This window comes from Mesorhizobium sp. WSM4846 (genome assembly GCF_055811415.1).
Map to the genome: position 1 here is coordinate 21,496 of NZ_JBVVPZ010000040.1, position 22,323 is coordinate 43,818.

24 protein-coding genes and 1 tRNA gene are annotated in these 22,323 nt (G+C 62.4%); 7 read left to right on the plus strand and 18 right to left on the minus strand.

Annotation, left to right across the window (positions count from 1 at the left end):
* Positions 1-173 precede the first annotated feature (173 nt).
* Positions 174-974, minus strand: a complete 801-nt coding sequence (locus AC0L15_RS26025) for a hypothetical protein (RefSeq protein WP_287248870.1) — start codon at positions 972-974, stop codon at positions 174-176.
* 342 nt (positions 975-1,316) lie between these two features.
* On the opposite strand from AC0L15_RS26025, the gene AC0L15_RS26030 reads away from it, so the two are divergent.
* Positions 1,317-1,399: transfer RNA gene (locus AC0L15_RS26030), tRNA-Leu, on the plus strand.
* A gap of 209 nt (positions 1,400-1,608) precedes the next feature.
* Here the strand turns inward: AC0L15_RS26030 and AC0L15_RS26035 are convergent.
* Together AC0L15_RS26035 and AC0L15_RS26040 are read right to left on the minus strand one after the other, a co-directional pair.
* Positions 1,609-2,190 carry a GDYXXLXY domain-containing protein gene (locus tag AC0L15_RS26035; RefSeq protein ID WP_473497555.1) on the minus strand — a complete coding sequence of 194 codons (582 nt, stop codon included), beginning with the start codon at positions 2,188-2,190 and terminating at the stop codon, positions 1,609-1,611.
* Positions 2,187-3,302, minus strand: a complete 1,116-nt coding sequence (locus tag AC0L15_RS26040; protein WP_473497557.1) for a DUF2157 domain-containing protein — start codon at positions 3,300-3,302, stop codon at positions 2,187-2,189. The genes AC0L15_RS26035 and AC0L15_RS26040 overlap by 4 nt, the downstream gene beginning before the upstream one ends.
* Positions 3,303-3,538: 236 nt before the next feature.
* On the opposite strand from AC0L15_RS26040, the gene AC0L15_RS26045 reads away from it, so the two are divergent.
* Complete coding sequence (locus tag AC0L15_RS26045; RefSeq protein ID WP_006335194.1) at positions 3,539-3,679, plus strand: DUF1127 domain-containing protein; 141 nt, start codon at positions 3,539-3,541, stop codon at positions 3,677-3,679.
* A gap of 54 nt (positions 3,680-3,733) precedes the next feature.
* Positions 3,734-3,874: a DUF1127 domain-containing protein gene (locus AC0L15_RS26050; protein WP_023802557.1), complete on the plus strand. Its 141-nt coding sequence runs from the start codon at positions 3,734-3,736 to the stop codon at positions 3,872-3,874.
* A 369-nt stretch (positions 3,875-4,243) separates the two neighbouring features.
* On the opposite strand, the gene AC0L15_RS26055 is transcribed toward AC0L15_RS26050, so the two are convergent.
* A complete protein-coding gene (locus AC0L15_RS26055; protein WP_027156227.1) occupies positions 4,244-4,843 on the minus strand; it encodes a hypothetical protein in 600 nt (199 codons plus the stop codon).
* Positions 4,844-4,945: 102 nt separating this feature from the next.
* Here AC0L15_RS26055 and trmFO point away from each other — a divergent pair, with 102 nt between their 5' ends.
* The 3 genes from trmFO (at position 4,946) to AC0L15_RS26070 (ending at position 7,015) form a co-directional block, all read left to right on the plus strand.
* On the plus strand, positions 4,946-6,355 hold the full coding sequence (trmFO, locus tag AC0L15_RS26060; RefSeq protein ID WP_473497559.1) for a methylenetetrahydrofolate--tRNA-(uracil(54)-C(5))-methyltransferase (FADH(2)-oxidizing) TrmFO: 1,410 nt from the start codon (positions 4,946-4,948) through the stop codon (positions 6,353-6,355).
* A 71-nt stretch (positions 6,356-6,426) separates the two neighbouring features.
* Positions 6,427-6,717: a type II toxin-antitoxin system ParD family antitoxin gene (locus AC0L15_RS26065; RefSeq protein ID WP_473497561.1), complete on the plus strand. Its 291-nt coding sequence runs from the start codon at positions 6,427-6,429 to the stop codon at positions 6,715-6,717.
* Positions 6,718-6,883: 166 nt separating this feature from the next.
* Positions 6,884-7,015 (plus strand): hypothetical protein, encoded by a 132-nt coding sequence (locus tag AC0L15_RS26070; protein ID WP_287248979.1) that lies wholly within the window; start codon positions 6,884-6,886, stop codon positions 7,013-7,015.
* Positions 7,016-7,076: 61 nt separating this feature from the next.
* Here AC0L15_RS26070 and AC0L15_RS26075 read toward each other — a convergent pair whose 3' ends face one another.
* The 4 genes from AC0L15_RS26075 to yajC form a co-directional block, all read right to left on the minus strand.
* The gene (locus AC0L15_RS26075) at positions 7,077-7,928 is read right to left on the minus strand and encodes a phytoene/squalene synthase family protein (RefSeq protein ID WP_287248981.1); all 852 of its coding nucleotides are present in this window, start codon (positions 7,926-7,928) and stop codon (positions 7,077-7,079) included.
* 1 nt (position 7,929) lies between these two features.
* Positions 7,930-8,319, minus strand: a complete 390-nt coding sequence (locus AC0L15_RS26080; RefSeq protein ID WP_287248983.1) for an Mth938-like domain-containing protein — start codon at positions 8,317-8,319, stop codon at positions 7,930-7,932.
* A 15-nt stretch (positions 8,320-8,334) separates the two neighbouring features.
* Entirely contained in the window at positions 8,335-10,887 is a 2,553-nt protein-coding gene (gene secDF / locus AC0L15_RS26085; RefSeq protein ID WP_473497564.1) for a protein translocase subunit SecDF, read from the minus strand.
* Positions 10,888-11,212: 325 nt separating this feature from the next.
* Positions 11,213-11,551, minus strand: coding sequence for a preprotein translocase subunit YajC (gene yajC, locus AC0L15_RS26090; RefSeq protein WP_023802565.1), 339 nt, complete (start codon positions 11,549-11,551; stop codon positions 11,213-11,215).
* A 277-nt stretch (positions 11,552-11,828) separates the two neighbouring features.
* On the opposite strand from yajC, the gene AC0L15_RS26095 reads away from it, so the two are divergent.
* Positions 11,829-12,704 (plus strand): ATP-binding protein, encoded by an 876-nt coding sequence (locus AC0L15_RS26095; protein ID WP_287207575.1) that lies wholly within the window; start codon positions 11,829-11,831, stop codon positions 12,702-12,704.
* Between the two features lie 174 nt (positions 12,705-12,878).
* Here the strand turns inward: AC0L15_RS26095 and AC0L15_RS26100 are convergent, their stop codons facing one another.
* The 10 genes from AC0L15_RS26100 to nagZ all read right to left on the minus strand — a co-directional run bounded on the left by AC0L15_RS26100 (position 12,879) and on the right by nagZ (position 22,125).
* Entirely contained in the window at positions 12,879-14,384 is a 1,506-nt protein-coding gene (locus tag AC0L15_RS26100) for a peptidoglycan DD-metalloendopeptidase family protein (protein WP_287248986.1), read from the minus strand.
* A gap of 204 nt (positions 14,385-14,588) precedes the next feature.
* Positions 14,589-15,254: a protein-L-isoaspartate(D-aspartate) O-methyltransferase gene (locus tag AC0L15_RS26105; RefSeq protein ID WP_287248988.1), complete on the minus strand. Its 666-nt coding sequence runs from the start codon at positions 15,252-15,254 to the stop codon at positions 14,589-14,591.
* On the minus strand, positions 15,251-16,009 hold the full coding sequence (gene surE / locus AC0L15_RS26110) for a 5'/3'-nucleotidase SurE (RefSeq protein ID WP_473497566.1): 759 nt from the start codon (positions 16,007-16,009) through the stop codon (positions 15,251-15,253). The genes AC0L15_RS26105 and surE overlap by 4 nt, the downstream gene beginning before the upstream one ends.
* Positions 16,009-17,313, minus strand: a complete 1,305-nt coding sequence (gene serS / locus AC0L15_RS26115; RefSeq protein ID WP_287248991.1) for a serine--tRNA ligase — start codon at positions 17,311-17,313, stop codon at positions 16,009-16,011. The genes surE and serS overlap by 1 nt, the downstream gene beginning before the upstream one ends.
* Before the next feature lie 125 nt (positions 17,314-17,438).
* Positions 17,439-18,248, minus strand: coding sequence for a twin-arginine translocase subunit TatC (gene tatC, locus AC0L15_RS26120; protein ID WP_051407946.1), 810 nt, complete (start codon positions 18,246-18,248; stop codon positions 17,439-17,441).
* 44 nt (positions 18,249-18,292) lie between these two features.
* Positions 18,293-18,973: a Sec-independent protein translocase protein TatB gene (gene tatB, locus AC0L15_RS26125; protein WP_473497568.1), complete on the minus strand. Its 681-nt coding sequence runs from the start codon at positions 18,971-18,973 to the stop codon at positions 18,293-18,295.
* A 29-nt stretch (positions 18,974-19,002) separates the two neighbouring features.
* Positions 19,003-19,224, minus strand: a complete 222-nt coding sequence (locus AC0L15_RS26130; protein ID WP_023802572.1) for a twin-arginine translocase TatA/TatE family subunit — start codon at positions 19,222-19,224, stop codon at positions 19,003-19,005.
* A gap of 178 nt (positions 19,225-19,402) precedes the next feature.
* A complete protein-coding gene (gene scpB / locus AC0L15_RS26135; protein WP_287176332.1) occupies positions 19,403-20,182 on the minus strand; it encodes an SMC-Scp complex subunit ScpB in 780 nt (259 codons plus the stop codon).
* The gene (locus tag AC0L15_RS26140; protein ID WP_287249132.1) at positions 20,179-20,979 is read right to left on the minus strand and encodes a segregation and condensation protein A; all 801 of its coding nucleotides are present in this window, start codon (positions 20,977-20,979) and stop codon (positions 20,179-20,181) included. Before AC0L15_RS26140 ends, scpB begins: the two co-directional genes overlap by 4 nt.
* Before the next feature lie 126 nt (positions 20,980-21,105).
* Entirely contained in the window at positions 21,106-22,125 is a 1,020-nt protein-coding gene (gene nagZ / locus AC0L15_RS26145; protein ID WP_236388649.1) for a beta-N-acetylhexosaminidase, read from the minus strand.
* Between the last annotated feature and the right edge of the window lie 198 nt (positions 22,126-22,323).

Sequence of the window (22,323 nt, forward strand, 5' to 3'; positions counted from 1 at the left end):
TCCGACTTGGCTCCCGCTGGTGTAGCTACCCGAAGTCGGCAGCCGCTCAGCGCAGCGGTCCTGACGCAGAGAAGCCCGCCACCTTGCGAGTGGCGGGCCCGGCCGCGAGGCCAGGAGAGTGTTGTCAAAGCCTGTACGGCCGATGCGACACTCCCGTTTGCGCAACAGTCTTCTCAGCGGCGGGCGATCAGCAAGCAAAGCTCACGCAGGTCGCGATCGTATGTGCCGCCGCTCCCGAGCACATCGACGCAGCGCTTCTTCATCCGTATCAACTGGCTGCTGGACATCTGCGCGACCACGCTCACGCCAAGAGTCCCGGGTGTTCCAGGAGTCCCGGGTGTGCCAGCAAGGGTCCCATCGCCGACGCCTACACCGACGCCGACCCCGGTCGTCCCACCAACATTGGCACTCACACCCGCTGCAACGAGGCCGGTGCCGCCTACATCTGCGCCTGCGCCAGCAGTGATACCACTGGTGCCACCGGCATCGGCGCCCAGGCCGGCCGTGACGCCACGAGTGCCGCCGAGATTGGCACCCAGGCCAGCCGTGACGCCACGAGTGCCACCGACATTGGCGCCGGCACCAGCGCCAACGCCCCTGCTGCCGCCGATCGATGCACCGGCGCCGGCATTCACCCCGCTTCGGCCGCCGATCGAAGCGCCGACACCCGCGATAATGCGTTTCTTGCCGCCGATCGAGGCGCCGGCTCCCGTATTTACCCCGGGGCTACCGCCGATCGAAGCGCCGACTCCCGCATTGACGCCGCCACTGCCGCCGATCGAGGCGCCAAGACCGGCGTTTACACCGCCTCGGCCGCCAACCGATGCGCCGAGACCGGCGTTTACGCCGCCACGGCCGCCAACCGATGCGCCGGCGCCGACGCTAATGCCGCCTGCGCTGGCGGGAAAAGAAAGAGATAAAACAAGTGCACTACAGGCCAGAGCTGCGGCGAAGCTGTTAACGACGTTTGCCATGACACTCTCCTTTGGTAATTACCCCACAGCAGCAGTTTCAAATTTGCTACTTTAGCAATAACGAACCCAGAGAGTGTTTGAATCGCTAACACGAAACAATGTTTGCGGTCGTGACTTACGGGTAGAAAAATATCCCGAATCAATTTGAAAGAATTTGAATACATCCTTGGGCAGGAAGACCCGGCCGCCGACGAGTTCGTTCGCGACGCCGTCGCCTACTTTGGACAGAAAGTCCGCGCCTTGCCCGCCGGACACCAACGCGAGGCCCAAAAACCTCGAAAATCTAAGTGTTGAACTTGTGACATGGGTTGTGACATAGACATGTCACGGTGAACGAAGCCAGCGGGTATGGCGGAATTGGTAGACGCACCAGATTTAGGTTCTGGCGTGAGAACGTGGGGGTTCGAGTCCCTCTACCCGCACCACTGCTCCCCTCGAACAGTGGATCAAGGTTCCAGTACCGGAAGGCGTTGGGGTCGAGACCGCCTGCGAGGCGATCACCGCCAGCATCGCCATCGCGGCAGCGGCCGGCGCGTGCTTCCGTCGTCCATATGTCTTCTCGTCTCGTCACGAAATCGTCATGTTTGATGCTGTCCGAGCCGGCCACGCTTTGCCAATTCAATCCGGGCCAATTCTAATAGAGCGGTTCCTCGAACAGCGTCTTGTCGCCGTCCATCAGCGCCTTGATCTGCGCGGCGCCATCGGCCGCGATTGCGACGCGGACGCCAAACGGCCGCACCCGCATGTCGTTCTGAATCGCCATCCCCTCGCCTTCCGGCAGATAGAAGCGCTCGATGCCGTAATCCGGCGCGATCGTCGTGGCTACGCTGAGATCCCAGCCTTCTGACACATGCCCGACGATATCGACTGCATCGGATGCTGCCGGCGCAGGCGCTTGCCCGAACCAGGCCGTGGTTGCGCCCCAATAGCCGTCGGCGCCCTGTCTCAGCCTGACCACGATCGGCGTATCGTCGCTCACCAGCTTGCCGGTCGGAATGTTGGCGATCAGCTTCACCGGTAGGCGCGAAATATCATAGCTGAGCATAATGTAGTCGCCGCGCAGGAGATCGCGCGGATCGATCGGTTCGACCCTCAGCAGCACGTGCTTGCCGTCGCGCATCATCGCCGCCCGGCCGGCGATGATCCAGCCCAGGAAGCCGATCTGGACGAGTGCCAGCACCAGCGCTGAAATGATCAGTTTCTTGCCGGTCATCATGCCGCTGCTCCTTCTACGCTCGGGAGCCTCATGCGCTTCTCCACGCGGAGGATGACAAGGGCAAGCAGGCCAAGAAGCACAGCGGCTGCAAGGAAGAAGCCTGCCGTGTCGAGCATCGACTGCAGCATCACCACATAGATGATGGCGAGTTCGAAGGCGAAGCCGGCATAGGCAACCCAGCGCAAGCCCCTGCTCTCGCGGCCGCCCAGCACGATTGCCGCGACAATGCCGGCAAGCGCAATGGCCGAGGCAATGCCGAAGCCGCTGTTATTGCTGTCACCGGCCAGTTCGAACTGGATCATCGCCAGGCCGGTGAGAAACCCGATCAGCGCGTGTAACGTCAACCTGCCACCGAGTTGCAAGACCCCGTCGACGGGCTCGGCAGCGAAGATCGCAGCCGCGAAAAGCAGCGCCGACACGACAATGAGCGGGACGGCGACCTGCAGCGTTTCGTATTCCGTAAACAACAGCACGAGATAAAAGATGACCGACAGGATGATCAGATGCCGCGCCGCCTGGCTGCGGGTCCAGAACGAAATGGCGAACAACACGATCGCCATGACGACGAAGAGGTGCGGAAATTCCGTGCGCCTGAAATAGTCGAAGCCTCTCAGGAACAGCCATGCGTCGGCAATGCCGACAGAAGCGACGGTCAGCGGGTTCGAGCGCAGCGCAACTGCCGCCAGGGCGGTGCCCGCGCCCCAGGTGATCAAGGCCGACGCTTCGTCGCCTGACAAATAGTACATCTGGCCGATCAGCGCGATCGATCCGCCGAATGCCGCCGCGGCGACGATCCAGAGTGCCTCGCCGATTGCAGCATGGTCGCGTGTCTTCAGAACGGCGCCGCCGACATAGCCGGCGAAGATGATGGCGAAGAGCGCTGCCACCCGCGCCAGTCGCGGGATGGCTTCCCAGTTGGCGGCGACGAAGATCAGCACGGCCGCACCAAAAAGCAGCGCCGCCATCATCGCCAGGATCGAGCCGAAGCTCAGTGATTTGCGCTCATTGGCCTCGACGTCGCGCGTCAGCGCGTCGGCCGTCGAGGCGTCGATCAGGCCAGCCTGCAGCCATCGTGCGATATCGGCCCTGACCCGCGACGAATAGCTCGCCATGCCTTTCCCTCCAGCTTGGTCGTTTCTTCAGCCGACCCGGACAAACCGTTGACGCTACGGCATTTTCCGATTCGGGCCTATCTCTGTCGAAGACGAGAATTGCCGGGGGATTGTGCATTGCACAATTTGCATTGCTGCTATGCACCAATAGCGCTTTTAAATCGATATGACCCGACCTATCTTCATGGCGTACACAAAGACGGAATGATCCGGAAGAAAGACGAAACGAGAATACCATGAACCTGATCCGCAACTACCGCAACTGGCGCCGCTACCGGGACACCGTTTCCGAGCTGAGCCGCCTGAGCAACCGTGAACTGACCGACCTCGGCATCAGCCGCAGCGACATCCACTACGTCGCCCGCAAGGCGGTCTAATCCTCTTCGGACCGCAAATGGTCCGAACCAGTTTGACTTGAAAAGAGAACGACAATGAACCTGATCCGCAACTATCGTAACTGGCGCGTTTATCGCTCGACGGTTACCGAGCTGGGTCGCCTTTCGAACCGCCAGCTGCATGATCTCGGCATCGTCCGCGAAGAGATCAAGAGCATCGCCCGCAAGGCGATCTAGTCAGAATTTCGCCAGGGTCGACCTCCTCCCCGACCCTGACGGATACGGTCAGCCTTCACCTCCTCCCGAGGGTTGACCACAAAAACGGCGCCCGCCGCACCTTCCTCCCGCGGCGGGCGCTGTTTCCCCAAGGCGAAGCGATTTCGTCCAAAAGGGTTTCGCCCCCTTTCATCAGGCGAAAGGAATTTCGTCAAAGCCGACCTCCTCCCCGGCGATGGCGAATACGGTCGATCTTCACCTCCTCCCGAGGATCGACCAGCAAAACGACACCCGCCGGATCCTCCCCCGGCGGGTGTTGTTGTTTTTCAGGGTCGACGCACACTCTGAGAATCGTTCTGGGAATTCGTCCTGGCGGGGAAGTCCCTGTCGTCAGTCGAGCGCACCGCTTTCCAGCACGCCCCTCTTCTTCCACTGGCTGAGCGGAAAAATGTCCGGTGCGCCGCCCATCGGCGCATACCAGGAATCCACCACCCACTCGGTGCCTCTGCGGTCGCTGATCACCGCCGTCCAATGGGGATAGCGCCCGTCGACAAACAAGCCTCGCGAGGCCTTGTCCTCGACCTTGTGGAACCTGAGCAATTTTCGCTCGGCAAGATAGACCAGCAGCGCATGGGTATTGGTCGATTCGTCGACACAATCCATCTGGCCCCTGATGCGCGATGCGCCGAATTCCGACTGCGGCAGATCGCGAATGCCGGTGGCCCGGAAAATGCGCTGCTCGAAATAGCGAACAGCCTTCGAAATAGCCGCACGCTCGGCTTGGGGCGAACCGGCGCCGGCACGCAGGATAGAGCGGAAACGCGCGCCGTCACCGGGGCCAAGCGCCAGCATCGTGCGATAGTTGCAGCTGTAGCCGTGGCAGATGGGGATCCGCTTGGAAGCCGTCGCAGCCAGTTCGCCGGCGGCCGCTGATCCGCCCACGGCGATCACGACTGTCAGAAATGTCGCTCTGGCAAAGATCCCAAGCATCCCGTCCATTCTCCGACAGTAGACGATTGCAGCACTTGGCGGCAACAACGCGGCCGGCTCGTGTAATTGCAATCGCAGCTACAAAGGATTATTTCGGCGCTCATGAACAAGAATCCCATTCACGTCATCGGCGGTGGCCTGGCCGGTTCTGAAGCCGCCTGGCAGGCGGCCGAAGCCGGCGTTCCCGTCGTGCTGCATGAAATGCGTCCCATCCGCGGCACCGATGCGCACAAGACGGATGGATTGGCCGAACTCGTCTGTTCCAATTCCTTCCGCTCCGACGATGCGCAGACCAACGCCGTCGGCCTGCTGCACGCCGAAATGCGGCTGGCCGGTTCGCTGATCATGAGCGCCGGCGACGCGCACCAGGTGCCGGCCGGCGGAGCGCTGGCTGTCGACCGCGACGCGTTTTCCGGAGCGGTGACAAGAAAGCTCGAAGCGCACCCGCTCATCACCATCCAGCGCGAGGAAGTGCCAGGCCTGCCGCCGGCGGATTGGGACCAGGCGATCATCGCCACCGGCCCGCTGACCGCACCTGGGCTCGCCCAATCGATCGCGGAAGTGACAGGCGCCGATGCGCTCGCCTTCTTCGACGCCATCGCGCCGATCGTCCATTTCGACACGATCGACATGGACATCTGCTGGTTCCAGTCGCGCTACGACAAGGTCGGACCTGGCGGCACCGGCAAGGATTACATCAACTGTCCGATGGACAAGGAGCAATATCTTGCCTTCGTGCAGGCGCTTGTCGACGGCCAAAAGACCGAATTCAAGCAATGGGAAGGCACGCCCTATTTCGACGGCTGCCTGCCGATCGAGATCATGGCCGAGCGCGGCGTCGAGACGCTGCGCCATGGGCCGATGAAGCCGATGGGGCTGACCAATGCGCACAATCCGTCGGTAAAGGCCTATGCCGTCGTGCAGCTTCGCCAGGACAATGCGTTGGGCACGCTCTACAACATGGTCGGTTTCCAGACCAAGCTGAAGCACGCCGAGCAGGTTCGCGTGTTCCGCACCATCCCGGGCCTCGAAAACGCCGAGTTTGCCCGCCTCGGCGGCCTGCACCGCAACACCTATATCAATTCGCCGACGTTGCTTGACCAATCGCTGCAGTTGAAATCACGGCCCGGCCTGCGCTTCGCCGGCCAGATCACCGGCTGCGAGGGTTATGTCGAAAGTGCCGCCATCGGCCTGCTCGCCGGGCGCTTTGCCGCCGCCGAGCGGTTGGGCCACGCGCCGGCGCTGCCGCCGATGATCACAGCCTTTGGCGCGCTGCTCAACCATATTACCGGCGGTCACGTCGTTTCCGACGACGAGCCGGGAAAGCGCTCATTCCAGCCGATGAACATCAATTTCGGCTTGTTCCCTCCGGTGGAAGCGCCGAAAGCCGAGGGAAAACGCCTGCGCGGCAAGGACAAGACCGTCGCCAAGCGGCGTGCGGTGACATCGCGCGCGCTGGCCGCCTGCCGCGAATGGCTGGGGCTGCCTTCCCAGGCGGAAGCGGCGGAGTAGCCCGCCTGTCTGTTCTTGTCGATCGGTCGACAGGAGAGTAGGATAATATCCCACTTATAGGGAGCAATTCCATGGAACCCGCCGAGAAACTGTCCGTCACTGTCACGCCCGCCATGGCGCGCATGATCCGCGAAAAAGTCGCGGATGGCACCTTTGGATCGGCGAGCGAGGTCATCCGTGCAGCCCTTCGCGCCTTCCAGCGCGAGGAGGAAGAGCATGCCGAGCGCATGGCCTCGATCAGGGCGCGCGTGAAGGCATCGATCGAGGATAGAAGGCCGGGCTATTCAGGAGAAGAGGTTCGCGCTCACCATCGGGGATTCGTCGCCCGACTTTCGAGCCGTTCTGATGATTCAGCGGCTTGAAGTCGAGCTCGAGAAACCGCCAGGAATGATCTGGCCGACATTTTCAGGAACATCATAGAGGCTGGCGGAAGTCCGGAAGTTGCGCTGAAATTCCCGCTGCCAAAGCATCGGCAACGCGCCTCGCGGCGGCCGGTCGCGCGATGACATTGCGCCGGGATCGCGAACAGTGCCGTTCGAGCACTCTGCCATCATCGCTTACGTTGTCGATGACGATGCCGTCCGCATCGTCAACAGCTTCTATGGCGGTCGCGACTATGAGGCGCTGATGCGCGATGGCGGATCGAGCGAGGCATCGTGACAGACGTCTACGGCTGCCGTGATAGTTCCGGCTTTCCGGATTCCTTCATGCTTGGCAGCCCTCAGGCGTCCGGCCAGCCCCGCGTCGCGCGGCGCAACAACAGAAAATGCCGGCGCCAGGCCGAGAGCCGCGCCACCTCGTTGAGAGGTGACTGACGAGAACTTTCCATCTTGTCGAGATAGGCGCGCGACAAGGCCAGCGGCAAAAATGCTGGTCTGAGCGAATCCGGCAACGACGATGCCCCGCTTTCGAAAGCTGCAAGATGTTCTTGCGCCAGCGCGATCATTGCGGCGACGGCGCGTTGTGCTCCAGGCCCGTCATCGCCCGCAACGAACTCTTCGGACGACGATCCTGCCGCGGCCAGAATGTCGGCCGGGACAAAGCACTGCCCACGCTTGCGATGCAATGGCAGCAGCAGCAAAAGGCCGGTCATCGCTTGTGCGCAACCTGCCCTGCCCGCAAGTTCGGCAAACTGCGGTGCTGCGACTGGATCGAGCACCATGGCTGCAAGCTGGATGAGCGCCGCTGCTGTCTCGCCGCAATAGCCTTCCAGATCGGTCCGCGACGGCATGGGGTCGTCATAGAGATCGAAAATACGGGCTTCGAGCATGTTCTCGAAGGCGGGCTTCGGCAGGTGATGGGCGGAAATCGTCGCCTTCAACGCGTCGGCGACGGGATGGCCTGTGCCTACCCCGGCGTCCTCGGCGGCGATGACATCGCGCCACCATTGCAGTCGCACCTCGCCGGGCAGTGCCTCGCGGATACGGTCGCGAATGCCAGATATCTCGGCATTGAAGGCATAGAGCGAAAACAGCGCGTCCCGCTTGTCCTCGGGCGCATAGAGCGCGCAAACATAGCGATCATGGTCGGCGGCGCGCACCGTTTCCATGACGATTTTGGCGTTTTCGCTCACGTCACTCGACGGCAATCAGCGCGGCGGCCACGGCACGGTTTTCCGCCAGGAGAACATTGTAGGTCCGCACGGCAGCACCAGTCGACATCGGATCGGCTGCAATGCCCGCCGCCTTCAGCACAGCACCCAGCGCCGCCGGCAACGGCCTGAGATCCTTGCCGGCGCCGACCAGCAGGATCTCGACCTGGTCAGCCTCGTTGAGCAGCTTGGCGAAATCCGCCGCCGTCAGTGCCAAGGGATCAGCCGGCTCCCAGCCATAGATGCCCGACGGCAGGCACAGGAGCGAGCCGCGATGCGACATGTCGGCGAAACGAAACCCGCCATTGCCATAGGCCTCGATCGGCGCACGGCCGGGGAAATGCGCTTCACGGATGACAATGCCTTTGGTCATCCCGTTGGCCGCCCGTCAGGTTGCTATGGCTTTGCCGCCGCTCACCGGCTTCTCCACCTCGGCCGTCGCGGTCTCCGGCCGCAGCTTGAACAGGATGAGCAATGGCGCGGCGATGAAGATCGACGAATAGGTTCCGAAGACGACGCCGAACAGCATCGCCAGCGTGAACGAGCGGATCACCTCGCCGCCGAACAGCACCAGCGCCAGCAGCGCGAGCATCGTCGTCACCGAGGTGAGCGTCGTTCGCGACAGCGTCTCGTTGATGGCGTTGTTCAACAAATGCGGCAGCGGCATCCGCTTGTATTTTCGCAAGTCTTCGCGAACACGGTCATAGACGACGATCGTGTCATTGAGCGAATAGCCGATGATGGTGAGTATCGCTGCAAGCGACGATTGGTTGAATTCGAGACCGGTGATGACGAAGAAGCCGATCGTCATGACCACATCGTGGACTGTGGCGATAATGGCGCCGACCGCGAACTGCCATTCGAAGCGGAACCAGACATAGACCAGGATTCCGAGCAGCGCGATCAGCATGGCGATGGTGCCTTGCTTGGCGAGCTCGCCGGAGACCGTCGGTCCCACCACCTCGACGCGGCGGAAATCGTAATGGTCCTGCAACTCGCCACGCACCTTGTCGATGACGGTCTGTTCGGCGTTCTCGCCACCCTCCTGCGTGCCGACGCGAATCAAGACGTCATTCGGGTCGCCGAACTGCTGCACCTGCACTTCGCCGATATTGAGTTCAGAAAGCCTGCCGCGGATGTCGGCAATATCGGCGGTGCCATCCTTGGCCTGGACCTCGATCAGCGAACCGCCCTTGAAGTCGATGCCGTAATTGATGTCGACGGTCATGAACAGCACGACCGCCAGGATCGACAGCATGCTGGACAGCGCGAATGTCCAGCGGCGGATGCCCATGAACGGAATTCGCGTGCCCGCCGGGACGAAGGTCACCGGCGCGCGCGGCAATTCCTTCGGGCGGGCGCGGCGAAGCCAGATCGACACCAGCAGGCGGGTGAAAGTGAAGGCGGTGAAGACGGTGGTCAGAATCCCGATGGCGAAGGTTACGGCAAAACCCTTCACCGGGCCGGTCCCGAGCCAGAACAGCACCACGGTCGCGATCAGCGAGGTGACGTTCGAATCGACGATGGTCGCCAGCGCTTTGGAAAAGCCCGTGTCGATCGCCTGGATCACCGAGCGACCGTTTCGTCTCTCCTCGCGGATGCGCTCGTAGATGAGAACGTTTGAATCGACCGCCATGCCGATGGTCAGCACGATGCCGGCGATGCCGGGCAATGTCAGTGTCGCGCCAAGCAACGACAACAACGCGATGATCATCGCCACATGCACCGTCAGCGCGATGTTGGCGATGAAGCCGAGAAAGCCATAGGCCACGAACATGAACACGACGACGAGTATGGAGCCGATCACGCCGGCGACCTTGCCGGCGTGAATGGAATCCTCGCCGAGCCCAGGGCCTACCGTGCGCTCTTCGATCACCGTCAGCGTCGCCGGCAGCGCGCCGGCACGCAACAGCACGGCGAGGTCGTTGGCACTCTCGGCGGTGAAATTGCCTGAGATCTGGCCGCTGCCGCCAAGGATCGGTTCGCGGATCTGCGGCGCCGAAATCACCTGATTGTCGAGGATGATGGCAAACAACTTGCCGACATTCTGCGAGGTGGCCTGGCCGAAACGCGCCGCCCCCTTGGAATCGAAGGTGAACGAAACCACCGGCTCATTGGTCTGGGAATTGTACGTCGCCTGCGCATCGACGAGATTTTCGCCAGAAACGATGACGCGATTCTCGATCAGATAGGGAACCGGCGGATCATCCTGCGAATACAACACCGACGATCCGGCCGGCGGACGACCGTTGAGCGCGTCCTGCACCGGCATGGACTGGTCGACCATCTGGAAGGTCAGCTTGGCGGTCTGGCCTAGAATGTCCTTCAGCCGTTGTGGATCCTGCAGGCCCGGCACCTGGACCAGAATACGGTCGTCGCCTTGGCGTTGCACGATCGGCTCGGTGGTGCCGAGTTCGTTGACGCGGCGCTCGACGACTTCGAGCGACTGCGCCAGCGCCGTCGATGTGCGATATTTGATGCCGGCATCGGTGAAGGCAAATTTGAGCAGACCGGGCTCGGAATCATCCAGCGACATTTCCTGGACGGAGCCGCCGCTGAACAGGCCAGCGGCCACCGGGTCGGTCAATGTTTTCAGCGCCGTCTTGGCGGCTTCGACCTGACCGGGATCGGTGATGCGGACCTGCACGGCCCGGCCTGAACCGGCAAGGCCGGTATAGCCGATCTTGGCATCGCGCAGCCGCGTCCTGATTTCGTCGCGCGTCGTCTCCAGCCGATCCTTGATCAGATCGTTCGGATCCATCCTGAGCAGGATATGCGAGCCGCCCTGCAGATCGAGGCCGAGCGTCATCTGGCGCTTCGGAACCCAGTCGGGAAGCTTGGCGAGCGTGCTTGCCGAAAAAAGATTGGGCGCAGCCAGGATCACTGTCGCGGCCACGGCCAGCCAGATCAGGATCATCTTGAAGCGCGAGAAATAGAGCATATGGCGTCGTCCGTCACGGCATTCGGGCGGATCGTTCCGCCTGGAATCGGGTTATTTCTAGGCGCTCTGGTTCGCCACTGGCTCGCCGTGGTCCGCACAAAGGTTGATGTCGAGCACAAGGCAGTTCACTTTGATGCTGCCATCGGGCTTTCTTCAACTATTGTCAATCTTGCCGGCATGGGACCAGCGCGCAATGGCATCACGAGATCGTTGGCGCCCCGTGATACGTTGGCCGGCCATATCAGAGTCGTCCTGAAGCGCAAAAATACAGCAAATGGCGTTTGTCGGTCTGGGTGTATCCGCAGATCGTTCGCCGACAATCCGTCTATTTCTTGGCGTTCTGGTTCGCCACTGGCTCGCCCTTGACGCGCACATCGGCGATCGTCGAGCGCAGCGCCGTTACCTTGGTGCCACCGCCGAGATCGATCTCGAGCTCGTTGTCGTCGATGACCTTGGTCACCTTGCCGACGAAACCGCCGCCAGTGACGACCGTGTCGCCGCGGCGGACCGCCGCCAGCATCTCGCCGCGCTTCTTCAACTGCGTGCGCTGCGGCCGGATGATCAGAAAATACATGATCACGAAAATCAGGACAAACGGCAAAATGCTGATGAACATATCCGGGGAGGTGCCGACGCCTTGGGCATATGCCGGTGTCACGAACATCGAAGTACTCCTGAATTTTGAAAAACAGCCGCCAAACGGGTAATTTGGCGGCCCCGTGAAATTTGGCCGGAATATAGTCGGTAAAGTTGCCAATGCAACTGCGGCCGAGCATTTCAGCTGCTTTTCCGGCTGGTGGAGCCGTGTTAGAGCATGGTCCCGAATGATGGAGCGCGGTTCTCGAAAAAGATCGTGCCCTAACAAAAGGTTGGAGCCGGTTCCGAAACCGCCGGAATCAATAGGTTCCGTTGCTTCGTGAATGCAAAAACAAAAGACAAGAATGACCGACAGCACCATCGAAGCCCTGAACAGGAAGCTCGACCGCCTGATCGAGGCGGTCGCCCGCCTCGCCCCGCCTCCGGTGCCGGAAACCGATCTCGGCGGCGCCGACTGCTTTGTCTGGCAGGCTGATCCCGGCTATCTGGAGCCGGTGCGCAAGGTCAACCGCGTCGACATCGGTTTGATCCGCGGCGTCGACCGCGTCCGCGACATACTGGTCGACAACACCGAGCGTTTCGCCTCCGGTTACGCAGCCAACAACGTGCTGTTGTGGGGCGCACGCGGCATGGGAAAATCCTCGCTGGTCAAGGCCGTGCATGCGGCGGTCAACGCATCGGCAAAGCTGGACCTGCCACTCAAGCTCATCGAGATCCACCGCGAGGACATCGACACGCTGCCGAAGCTGATGGCGCTGCTGAAGGCAGCGCCTTACCGTTTTATCCTGTTTTGCGACGACCTCTCATTCGACCACGACGACACGTCCTACAAGTCGCTGAAGGCGGCGCTCGAAGGCGGAGTCGAGGGTCGCCCGGCCAATGTGATCTTCTACGCCACGTCGAACCGGCGCCACCTTTTGCCGCGCGACATGATCGACAATGAGCGCTCGACCGCCATCAACCCGTCGGAAGCGGTCGAGGAAAAAGTCTCGCTCTCCGACCGTTTCGGCCTCTGGCTCGGCTTTCACAAATGCTCGCAGGACGAGTATCTCGACATGATCGACGGATATGTCCGCCATCACGGACTTGCCATCGATCCCGAGACGCTGCGCGCCGAGGCGCTGGAATGGGCGACGACGCGCGGCAGCCGTTCGGGCCGCGTCGCTTGGCAGTACACCCAGGATCTGGCAGGCCGGCTCGGCAAGTCGCTCCAGGATTAGACCATGATCCCGAAACGTGGAGCCCGGTTTTCGGACAAGATCATGGTCCGGAAAAGCCCCTGAAAAAGCCCGCCCCTTGCGGAGCGGGCTGAGCCGGCGGGCCGGACTGGAGGTCAGGGGGCCCGCAATCGCTTTTCTTGTTCTATTCAAGATAGGTCGAAGGATCGACTTTCTTTATTCAAGATAGGTCGAAGGATCGACCGGCGCCGAATTCTTGCGCACTTCGAAATGCAGTTTCGGCGAGTCGGTGGTGCCGCTCATGCCGGACTGCGCGATTTCCTGGCCGCGCTTGACCTTCTGGCCGCGCTGGACCTCTATCGAACGGGCGTGACCATAGACTGTGACCAAACCGTTCTCGTGGCGCACCAGCACCGTATTGCCGAATTCCTTGAGGCCATCGCCGGCATAGATGACGACGCCGTTCTCGGCCGCCTTGACTGGCGTTCCTTCCGGCACGGCGATGTCGACACCGTCCTTGCCGCCGCCGAAACTGGAGATCACGCGGCCGCGCACCGGCCAGCGCATCTTGCCGATACCGGTGGCATTCGGCGCGACCGCGTCGTCGTCCTCGGCCTGCTGGATGACCTTTTCCTTCTTCGGCGGCGTGTAGGCGGCGAGCGTTTCCGACGGCGTCGTCTTCGCCGCAGGCGGGGTGGTGGCAGTCGTTACCGGATCGACCTTTGCCGGCTTGGCGTTGGCAACTGTCGCGGTTCCGCCGGCCGGCACCTTCAATGTCTGGCCGATCTTGAGCAGACCGTCCTGCATGCCGTTCGCCTGCTTCAACGCAACCACGCCGACGCCGGTCTTCCTGGCGATGGCCGACAGCGTATCGCCCTGCTGGACGGTGTAGGAGCCACCGGCACCAGCCGCCTTGGGTGCGGCGTCCTTCGGCTGGCTTGCTGCGGCCGATGCATCCACCTGCGCGGTGGACTTGCCCTCCTTGAGCTTGGGCTGCTGCGGCAGCACGGCGACCATCTCCGGCGCCTTGGCCGGCACATCGTGCTTGGTGTCGTTCGCAGGCTTGGTGTCGGCAAGCTTCGGCGCCGGTTTCTTGCCCGAATAGGCATAGGCCGGGATGACGATCTTCTGGCCGGTCTTCAGCCCGTTGGTCGCGCTTAGCCCATTGACCTTCATCAGGGCGTCGGCGGGCACGCCGTAGCGCCGCGACAGACCGGAAATGGTCTCGCCGTCCTTGACGATGATCTCGGCTGCACGCGGTTCGCCGCCCGCCGTCGCCATGCGCGGAGCATCGGGCTGTGACGCTTTGAACGGCTTTGCCACGGTTCCGGTCGCAGTCCGGTCGACCCTGGGAGCGGCTGGCGCCGAAGCGGTGCGAGCCGGACTGGCGGCGGGCGCCGACGCGGTAGCCGGCTGCGACTGCTCGACTGGCGGCAATTGCTGCGTCGTGACCGGTTCGAGGCTTGAACGGCTTACCGACTGGGTGTGGCTGCCGTCGAGCGGCGCGGCCGAAACCGCGGCGGCATCGCCGGGATAGGGCTGGGCGGAGTCCTGCTTGTCGATGATGGCGCGCTGGTTGTTTGTCGACGACGTGAAGACATCGTCGACGCTGTTGAACCGCGAGACTTGGGAACTGCATCCCGCCGCGGTGCCCGCAACCATCAGGACGGCGATACCCCGCGCCAGGTTGCGTCCGTTTGCCTTCAAAATACTGAATTGCATCGCATTTACCCGCAGATACCCGGTACAGACTGACCGTGATTAAAGCGCGTTAATGTTACCGGCCGGTTAAACCTCTAGAATCAGGCGCAAATTTTCTTAAAATATTTAAAGCTGCCTGTTGGGGTATGTCGAGATTCAGGTCAGGCCGCGCCGGAGTCGAAGAATTGGCCGAAGGCCTTTCCCCAAGCGCGATGCGTCGGATAATCAGATGATGGCGGCTACGCTGCGCAGGATCGGCTGCAGGCGTACGAGACCGATGTCCTCGCGTTCGAAGCGGCTGCCGACCTTGGTCAGCTTGGCCAGCACCTGCTCGCCCTCCTCGGGTCCGATCGGGGCGATGACGATGCCGCCGCTCGACAATTGATCGAGCAGGAAGCGCGGCAGGCTGTCGAAGGCCGCCCATGCGACGATACGGTCGAACGGCGCTTCATTGGCCAGTCCGTTGGAGCCGTCCGCCTGGCGCACGATGACATTGCCGATGCCGAGCGCCTCGAAGCGCTGTTTGGCCTGCTCGACCAGCGTCTTGTAGCGATCGATGGTGACGACGCGCGCGGCGAGCCGCGACATCACCGCGGCCGTGTAGCCCGACCCGGTGCCGATCTCGAGCACCCGGTTGCCCGGCTCGATGGCAAGTGCTGCGATCACCGCAGCCTGCAGATCGGCGCCCTCGATCGCCTCGCCGCATTCGATCGGCAGCATGCGGTCCGACCAGGCGATCGGATGGAACGGTGCGGAAAGGAAGCCGCGCCGCGGCGTCGCCTCGAAGGCGGCGATCAGCGCCTTCGGCACCACGCCCTTGCCACGCAGGCGGAGCAGGAAAGCGGCGAAACCTTCGCGGTCATCGACCGTCGGACCATGGTTCAGGTTCATGCGAGCGCCTTGGTCAGTTGATCGCGGATTTCATGCGCTGTGAGATCGAGCTGCAGCGGCGTCACCGACACCAGCCGGTTGCGCATGGCATAGAGATCAGTGCCTTGCTTGCCCTCGACCGGCTCGCGGCCGAAGCGCAGCCAATAATAGGGAAGCCCGCGGCCGTCGCGGCGCTCATCGACCCACAGGCTGTGGACGAGCTTGCCTTGCGAGGTGACCACCGTGCCGGCGATCTCTTCGGGAAGGCAATTCGGAAAATTGACGTTGAGCAGCACGCCATCCGGCAACGGCAGGGCGACCAGTTTTTTGAGCAGCGCCGGCGCCAGCGCCTCGGTGGTCTCGTAAGGGACGAGGCGATCCTCGCCGACATAGGAATAAGCCTGGCTGAGCGCGATCGAGCGCACACCGAGCAGCGCGCCTTCCATGGCGCCGGCAACGGTGCCCGAATAGGTGACGTCGTCGGCGATGTTGGCGCCGGAATTGACCCCGGACAGGATCAGGTCTGGTGCTGCGGGCAGGATTTTTTTTACGCCCATGATGACGCAGTCGGTCGGCGTGCCGCGCACGGCAAAGTGCTTTTCGCCGATCTTTCTCAGGCGCAGCGGCTCCGAGATCGACAGCGAATGCGCATAGCCGGACTGATCCTGCTCCGGCGCCACCACCCAGACATCGTCCGACAGCGTGCGGGCGATGCGTTCGAGCGATGCAAGGCCCTCGGCATGGATGCCGTCATCATTGGTCAGGAGGATGCGCATTATCTCGATTCGATCTTTTCCAGACCGCCCATGTAAGGCCGAAGCGCTTCAGGAATGGTTACGCTGCCATCCTCATGCTGGTAGTTTTCGATGACGGCAATAAGAGCGCGGCCGACGGCGGTGCCGGAACCGTTCAGCGTGTGGACGAAGCGGTTGCCCTTGCCGTCGTTATCCTTGTAGCGGGCATCCATGCGCCGCGCCTGGAAATCGCCACAGACCGAGCAGGACGAAATCTCGCGATAGGCGTTCTGGCCCGGCAGCCAGACCTCGATGTCATAGGTCTTGCGCGCGCCAAAGCCCATGTCGCCGGTGCACAGCGTCACGGTGCGGAATGGCAGGCCGAGCCGCTTCAGCACTTCCTCAGCGCATTCGGTCATCCGATCGTGCTCGGCAAGCGAGGTGTCCTGGTCAGTGATCGACACCAGTTCGACCTTGTAGAACTGGTGCTGGCGCAGCATGCCGCGCGTATCGCGCCCGGCCGAGCCCGCTTCCGAACGGAAGCACGGCGTCAGCGCCGTATAGCGCAGCGGCAGTTTTTCATGCGGCGTGATGTCTTCGCGCACGAGATTTGTCAGCGGCACTTCGGCGGTGGGAATGAGGCCAAGCCTGCCGTCCCCATGCGGGGCGAAGAACAGATCCTCCTCGAACTTCGGCAGTTGCCCGGTGCCGAAAAGAGCTTCGTCGCGCACCATCAGTGGCGGCTGGATCTCCTCGTAGCCATGATCGGTCGTATGCAGGTCCAGCATGAACTGGCCGAGCGCGCGCTCCATCCGTGCCAGTCCGCCCTTGAGCACCGTGAACCGCGAACCGGACAGTTTCGCCGCCCGCTCAAAATCCATCATGCCGAGCGCTTCGCCGATCTCGAAATGCTCCTTCACCCAGTTCGGGCGGCTCGGCACCTTGCCGACGGTGCGCTTGACGACGTTGTCGTGCTCGTCCTTGCCGACCGGCACGTCGTCGAGCGGCACGTTGGGCAGCACCGCCAATGCGTCGTTCAGCGCCTTGTCGAGCTCGCGTTCGCGCGCCTCGCCGTTCTGGATGAAGGCCTTGATCTCGCCGACCTCGGCCTTCAGTCTTTCGGCAAGGGCGGCGTCGCCCGAGCGCATGGCGTTGCCGATTTCTCTCGAGGCGGCGTTGCGGCGCTCCTGCCTGGTCTGCAGCTCGGTCAGATGTTCGCGCCGCGCCTCGTCCCTGGCGATCAGATCATCGACCGTGGACTGCGCCTCCGCAGCCGGCCACGAGCGCTTCTGGAGCGCCTCGACAAGGGCCTTCGGATGGTCGCGAATCCATTTGATGTCAAGCATGGTCTGTTCGTCCTCAAGTAGGCTAGAGGGGGCGTAAACCGCATCCTTGACCGATGCAAGATGTGAAGATCGAGTTCCCTCGCGCCCCGCGCTGTCCCGCAAACCTGAAGATAACGGCGATGCCGCTAGGTCGACGACGCGTCCGCCGGCTTTTCGGCCGCCGCTTCCGCAGCCTCCCGCTTCTCGCGCGCCAGACGTTCCCGTTCCTTGCTGCGCTCGATCAGCCGGGCCGACCAGATCGAGACCTCGTAGAGAAGGATCGTAGGAACGGCCAGGCCGATCTGGCTTATCGGGTCGGGCGGCGTCAGAATAGCCGCGACGACGAAGGCGATGACGATTGCCCATTTGCGCTTTTCGACCAGCGCCTCGGACGACAGCATGCCCACCCGCGTCATCAGGCTGGTCACCACCGGCAACTGGAACACCAGCCCGAAGGAGAAGATCAGCGTCATGATCAGGCTGAGATATTCCGACACTTTCGGCAGCAGCGAAATTTGCACCTGGTCGTCGGTGCCCGCCTGCTGCATGGCGAGGAAGAACCACATCACCATCGGCGTGAAGAAGAAATAGACCAGCGACGCGCCCATCAGGAACAGGATCGGCGAAGCGATCAGGAACGGCAGGAAGGCGTTGCGTTCATTCTTGTAGAGGCCGGGCGCGATGAATTTGTAGATCTGGGTGGCGATCAGCGGAAAGGCGATCACCATGCCGCCGAACATCGCCAGCTTGACCTGGGTGAAGAAGAATTCCTGCGGCGCCGTGTAGATCAGCTCGACCTTGTGCGGGTCGAGCCCTGCCCATTGCGTCGCCCATTTGAACGGGATGACCAGCAGGTTGAACAACTGCTTGGCGAAGAAGAAGCAGAACAGGAAGGCGACGAAGAACCCGCCAATCGACCACATCAGCCGCCGGCGCAACTCGATCAGATGCTCCATCAGCGGAGCCGCTGACTTGTCGATCTCGTCCTTTTCCGAAATGCTCACTTGGCGGCTCCCGCCGTCTTTTTGGCGGCTGCGGCCGGCTTCTTCACCGTTCCTGGAGCGGGCTTCGGCTCGGCCTTTTTAGCCGCGGTCTTTGTCACAGCAGGTTTTGCCGCTGGCTTCGCTGCGGCCTTGGAGGCCGGCATCGCTTTCGCTGGCGCGGCCTTCGTCTTCGCCGCCGAGGCCTTTTGCGATGCGGCCGGCGCCGCCGTCGTGACAGGCGGGGTCACCGAACCATCGGTCATCGCCGGAAAGGTCGGCGCCGCCGGCGCCGCTTCCGGGGCATCGACGCCCGGCAGCACCGTCGCGCCATTGTTCAGCGCGGTATCCTGCGGCGTCGAAGCAGCCGGCGCGACCGGGTCTGCGGCCGGCTTCGGCTTCATCACCGCGTCGACGCCTGAACGGACGTCGGCCGCCGCCTGCTCGAACGGGTTGAGTTGTTTCCTGATCTCGGCGGCCGGGTTGAGGCTTCTGAGTGAATCGACCGACTTCTTGACGTCGTCAAGCTCGGCCTCCTTCAGCGCATCGTTGAACTGTTTCTGGAAGTCGGCTGCCATGCCGCGCATCTTCGCCGTCGTGCGGCCAAAAGTGCGCAGCATCTTGGGCAAATCCTTGGGCCCGACGACCACGATCATGACGATCGCGATCACCAGCATCTCGGTCCAGCCGATGTCGAACATGGCGATACGTTCCGACTAAAGTTTTGGGCTCAGCTCTTGCTGGCCTTTTCCTTCGCTGCCGAAACGGTTTCGTCGGCACGGTGCTCGACGGTGCGCTTGTCCTCGGCAACCTCGTCGTCGGCGATGCCCTTCTTGAAGCTCTTGATACCCTTGGCCATGTCACCCATCAGCTCGGGAATCTTGCCGCGACCGAACACCAGCAGCACGATCACCAGCACGATCAGCCAATGCCAAATCGAAAATGAACCCATAACAATCTCTCTCGAAAGTTTTCTCTGACGATGATCTATGCGCTTTCGCGCCGGGATTCAAACACAACCGCGACAGAGTTTATAAATGAGTGACCGAAGTCACGCAGTTTTGGCGCCTCAGCCCGCTACCTATCGGCGCAGCCGTCAAATACCATCGCTTTCGGCACGTCGCTTGCGGTCAATCTTCCTCGACGCGCGGCGTCAACAGGCCGAGTTCCTCAAGGTCGATGTCGGTCAGCGGATCCTCGTCATCGGTCAGCACATCCGGGTCGGCCGGAGGCATCGGAATGGAAAAATTCGACGGCATGCGGCCCGAAAGCAGCCCGGCACCCTTCAATTCCTCCATGCCGGGAAGATCGCGGATCTCCTCCAACGCGAAATGGTCGAGGAAGATGTCGGTGGTGCCGTAGGTGACGGGACGGCCGGGCGTGCGGCGCCGGCCGCGCATCTTCACCCATTCGGTCTCCATCAGCGTGTCCAGCGTGCCCTTCGAGGTCTCGACGCCTCTGATATCCTCGATCTCGGCGCGCGTCACCGGCTGGTGGTAGGCGATGATCGCCAGCACTTCGAGCGCCGCACGGGAAAGCTTCTTCTGCTGCACCGTGTCGCGGCTCATCAGGAAAGCGAGATCGCCGGCGGTGCGGAACGCCCAGGCATCGCCAACGCGCACCAGATTGACGCCGCGCCGCGCATAAATCTGCTGCAGTTCAGCCATCGCCGCGGCAATATTGATGCCGTCGGGCAGGCGCCCGGTAAGCTGCTTTTCGCTGACCGGTTCGGCGCTGGCGAAAACGATCGCCTCGGCCATGCGCACGGCCTCCGCCATATGCAGCCGCTCGCCAGGATTCTGGGACAAGTTCTGGGCCTGACTTTCTGCCGGCACCTCGGCGAGCACGCCGTCTTCGGTCTCGTCGTCGACCTTGAACGGAATGACCGAAGCGTTGGTGCGCTCGCTCATGATGCCACCTCAACTGCCCTGATGCCTTGCGCGCGGCCGCGCAGATAGAGCGGCGCGAACACCTCGTCCTGCCGCATTTCCATTTTGCCTTCGCGCACCAGTTCCAGCGTCGCCGCAAACGAACTGGCAACCGCGGTACGCCGCTCGTCCGGGTCGGTCAGATATTCGACCAGGAAACTGTCCAGCGCCGTCCAGTCGGCAAGCGTGCCGATCAGCCTGTTCAGGATGTCGCGCGCATCCTTGAGCGACCACACTCCGCGCCTGGCGATCGTCACATTGGTGATCGCCTGCTTCTGGCGTTGCGCCGCATAGGCGGTCAGCAGATCGTAGAGCGAGGCCGAATAGGCGTTGCGTTTCTCGATGATGACCATTTCCGGCATGCCGCGGGCGAACACGTCGCGCCCGAGCCGATTGCGGTTGACCAGGCGTGCCGCCGCGTCGCGCATCGCTTCCAGTCGCTTCAACCGGAATTGCAGCACCGCCGCCAGTTCCTCGCCGCTTTCACCGTCGTCGCCGGGTTGCTTGGGGATCAAAAGCTTCGACTTGAGAAACGCCAGCCACGCCGCCATCACCAGATAGTCGGCGGCAAGCTCCAGCCTGAGCGCCCTCACCTTTTCGACGAAGGCCAGATATTGCTCGGCAAGCGCCAGGATCGAGATGCGCGACAAATCGACCTTCTGGTTGCGGGCAAGATGCAGCAGAAGATCGAGCGGGCCCTCGAAACCGTCGACATCGACGACCAGCGCGGGATCGCCGGTCAGCCGCGAATCGTCGTTCTCGGCCCAAAGACGGTCCATCGGTGCGGCCTTGCCGGCCTTGCTGTCCAACGTTTCCGCCACTTCCTGTCGCGTCCTTTGCTTCTATCTTCTTGTTTGACCGTGATCTGTTCCGAAAAACCGGCTCCCACTTTTCGGGATCATGGTCTAGGCCACCGCATCGAAATAGGTGGCGAATTCGGCGCGTATCTCGGCTTCATCAGCCCGATCGCGGTTCTTGATATAGGTCAGCGCCCGTTGCGCACGTTGCAGCGACGTGCCTTCGAGTCCCGTTGTGCGCGACGCAATGCCGACCATCTCCTCGAAAACGCCGTTGCAGTGAAGGACCAGATCGCAGCCCGCCGCAAGGATCGCCGCCGCCTTTGTCGGGAAATCCCCAGAAAGTGCCTTCATCGAGGTGTCGTCGCTCATCAGCAGCCCGTCGAAACCGATTTCGCCGCGGATGATCTCGTCGATGACCTTGCCGGAGGTGGTGGCCGGGTTCTTCGGATCGATCGCGCTGTAGACGACATGCGCCGTCATCGCCATCGGCAAATGATTGAGCTCCCTGAACGGGGCGAAATCATGCCGCTGCAAGTCGCTCATCGAGGCATCGACGGTCGGCAGTTCGAAATGCGTGTCGGCAAAGGCCCGTCCATGCCCGGGAATATGCTTCATCACCGGCAGCACGCCTCCCGACATCAGGCCCTCCGCCGCGGCGCGGCCCAGTTCGATGACGGCACGAGGCTCCTTGCCATAGGCGCGCGCGCCGATGACGTCGCTGGCGCCCTCGATCGGCACGTCGAGCACCGGCAGGCAATCAGCCGTGATGCCGTAGCGCAGCAGGTCGAAAGCATGCAGCCGCGCCATCAGCCATGCTGCGCGGTTGCCGGCATCGTGGTCGTTGCGCCACAAGGCGCCGAGCGCGCCACCGGCCGGATAATTCGGTGCCAGCGGCGGCCGCAGGCGCTGCACGCGGCCGCCTTCCTGGTCGATGAACACCGGGGCGTCCGGGCGCTCGACACAATCGCGCATCGCGGCGACCAGATCTCGGATCTGCTCGGCCTCGCCGATGTTGCGGGCAAACAGGATGAATCCCCACGGGCATTCGCTGCGATAGAAACTGATTTCATCGCGTGTGAGCGATTTCCCGGCGCAGCCAAGGATCATGGATTTTGATTCGGTCATGGGCGGGAGTTTAGAGCTTCACGCAGACAAAGGGAATCGCATCGAGCCACATCGCTCGAGCCGGAATCCCTTTCATACAAGGAACTCCTTCCACCATAGAAAACCGGGGGGGGGGGGGGGGCGCCCCCCGGGGGGGGGGGGGGGGGGGGGGGTTTTTATAATTTTTTTGGGGGCCCCAAAAAATTTGGCCCCGGGGCG

Excerpts from the sequence above, each read along its gene's own strand:
- AC0L15_RS26025 (WP_287248870.1), bottom strand. The coding sequence starts at position 974 with ATGGCAAACGTCGTTAACAGCTTCGCCGCAGCTCTGGCCTGTAGTGCA.
- AC0L15_RS26035 (WP_473497555.1), bottom strand. The coding sequence starts at position 2,190 with ATGATGACCGGCAAGAAACTGATCATTTCAGCGCTGGTGCTGGCACTC.
- AC0L15_RS26040 (WP_473497557.1), bottom strand. The coding sequence starts at position 3,302 with ATGGCGAGCTATTCGTCGCGGGTCAGGGCCGATATCGCACGATGGCTG.
- AC0L15_RS26045 (WP_006335194.1), top strand. The coding sequence starts at position 3,539 with ATGAACCTGATCCGCAACTACCGCAACTGGCGCCGCTACCGGGACACC.
- AC0L15_RS26050 (WP_023802557.1), top strand. The coding sequence starts at position 3,734 with ATGAACCTGATCCGCAACTATCGTAACTGGCGCGTTTATCGCTCGACG.
- AC0L15_RS26055 (WP_027156227.1), bottom strand. The coding sequence starts at position 4,843 with ATGCTTGGGATCTTTGCCAGAGCGACATTTCTGACAGTCGTGATCGCC.
- trmFO (WP_473497559.1), top strand. The coding sequence starts at position 4,946 with ATGAACAAGAATCCCATTCACGTCATCGGCGGTGGCCTGGCCGGTTCT.
- AC0L15_RS26065 (WP_473497561.1), top strand. The coding sequence starts at position 6,427 with ATGGAACCCGCCGAGAAACTGTCCGTCACTGTCACGCCCGCCATGGCG.
- AC0L15_RS26080 (WP_287248983.1), bottom strand. The coding sequence starts at position 8,319 with ATGACCAAAGGCATTGTCATCCGTGAAGCGCATTTCCCCGGCCGTGCG.
- secDF (WP_473497564.1), bottom strand. The coding sequence starts at position 10,887 with ATGCTCTATTTCTCGCGCTTCAAGATGATCCTGATCTGGCTGGCCGTG.
- yajC (WP_023802565.1), bottom strand. The coding sequence starts at position 11,551 with ATGTTCGTGACACCGGCATATGCCCAAGGCGTCGGCACCTCCCCGGAT.
- AC0L15_RS26095 (WP_287207575.1), top strand. The coding sequence starts at position 11,829 with ATGACCGACAGCACCATCGAAGCCCTGAACAGGAAGCTCGACCGCCTG.
- AC0L15_RS26100 (WP_287248986.1), bottom strand. The coding sequence starts at position 14,384 with ATGCAATTCAGTATTTTGAAGGCAAACGGACGCAACCTGGCGCGGGGT.
- AC0L15_RS26105 (WP_287248988.1), bottom strand. The coding sequence starts at position 15,254 with ATGAACCTGAACCATGGTCCGACGGTCGATGACCGCGAAGGTTTCGCC.
- surE (WP_473497566.1), bottom strand. The coding sequence starts at position 16,009 with ATGCGCATCCTCCTGACCAATGATGACGGCATCCATGCCGAGGGCCTT.
- serS (WP_287248991.1), bottom strand. The coding sequence starts at position 17,313 with ATGCTTGACATCAAATGGATTCGCGACCATCCGAAGGCCCTTGTCGAG.
- tatC (WP_051407946.1), bottom strand. The coding sequence starts at position 18,248 with ATGGAGCATCTGATCGAGTTGCGCCGGCGGCTGATGTGGTCGATTGGC.
- tatB (WP_473497568.1), bottom strand. The coding sequence starts at position 18,973 with ATGTTCGACATCGGCTGGACCGAGATGCTGGTGATCGCGATCGTCATG.
- AC0L15_RS26130 (WP_023802572.1), bottom strand. The coding sequence starts at position 19,224 with ATGGGTTCATTTTCGATTTGGCATTGGCTGATCGTGCTGGTGATCGTG.
- scpB (WP_287176332.1), bottom strand. The coding sequence starts at position 20,182 with ATGAGCGAGCGCACCAACGCTTCGGTCATTCCGTTCAAGGTCGACGAC.
- AC0L15_RS26140 (WP_287249132.1), bottom strand. The coding sequence starts at position 20,979 with ATGGACCGTCTTTGGGCCGAGAACGACGATTCGCGGCTGACCGGCGAT.
- nagZ (WP_236388649.1), bottom strand. The coding sequence starts at position 22,125 with ATGACCGAATCAAAATCCATGATCCTTGGCTGCGCCGGGAAATCGCTC.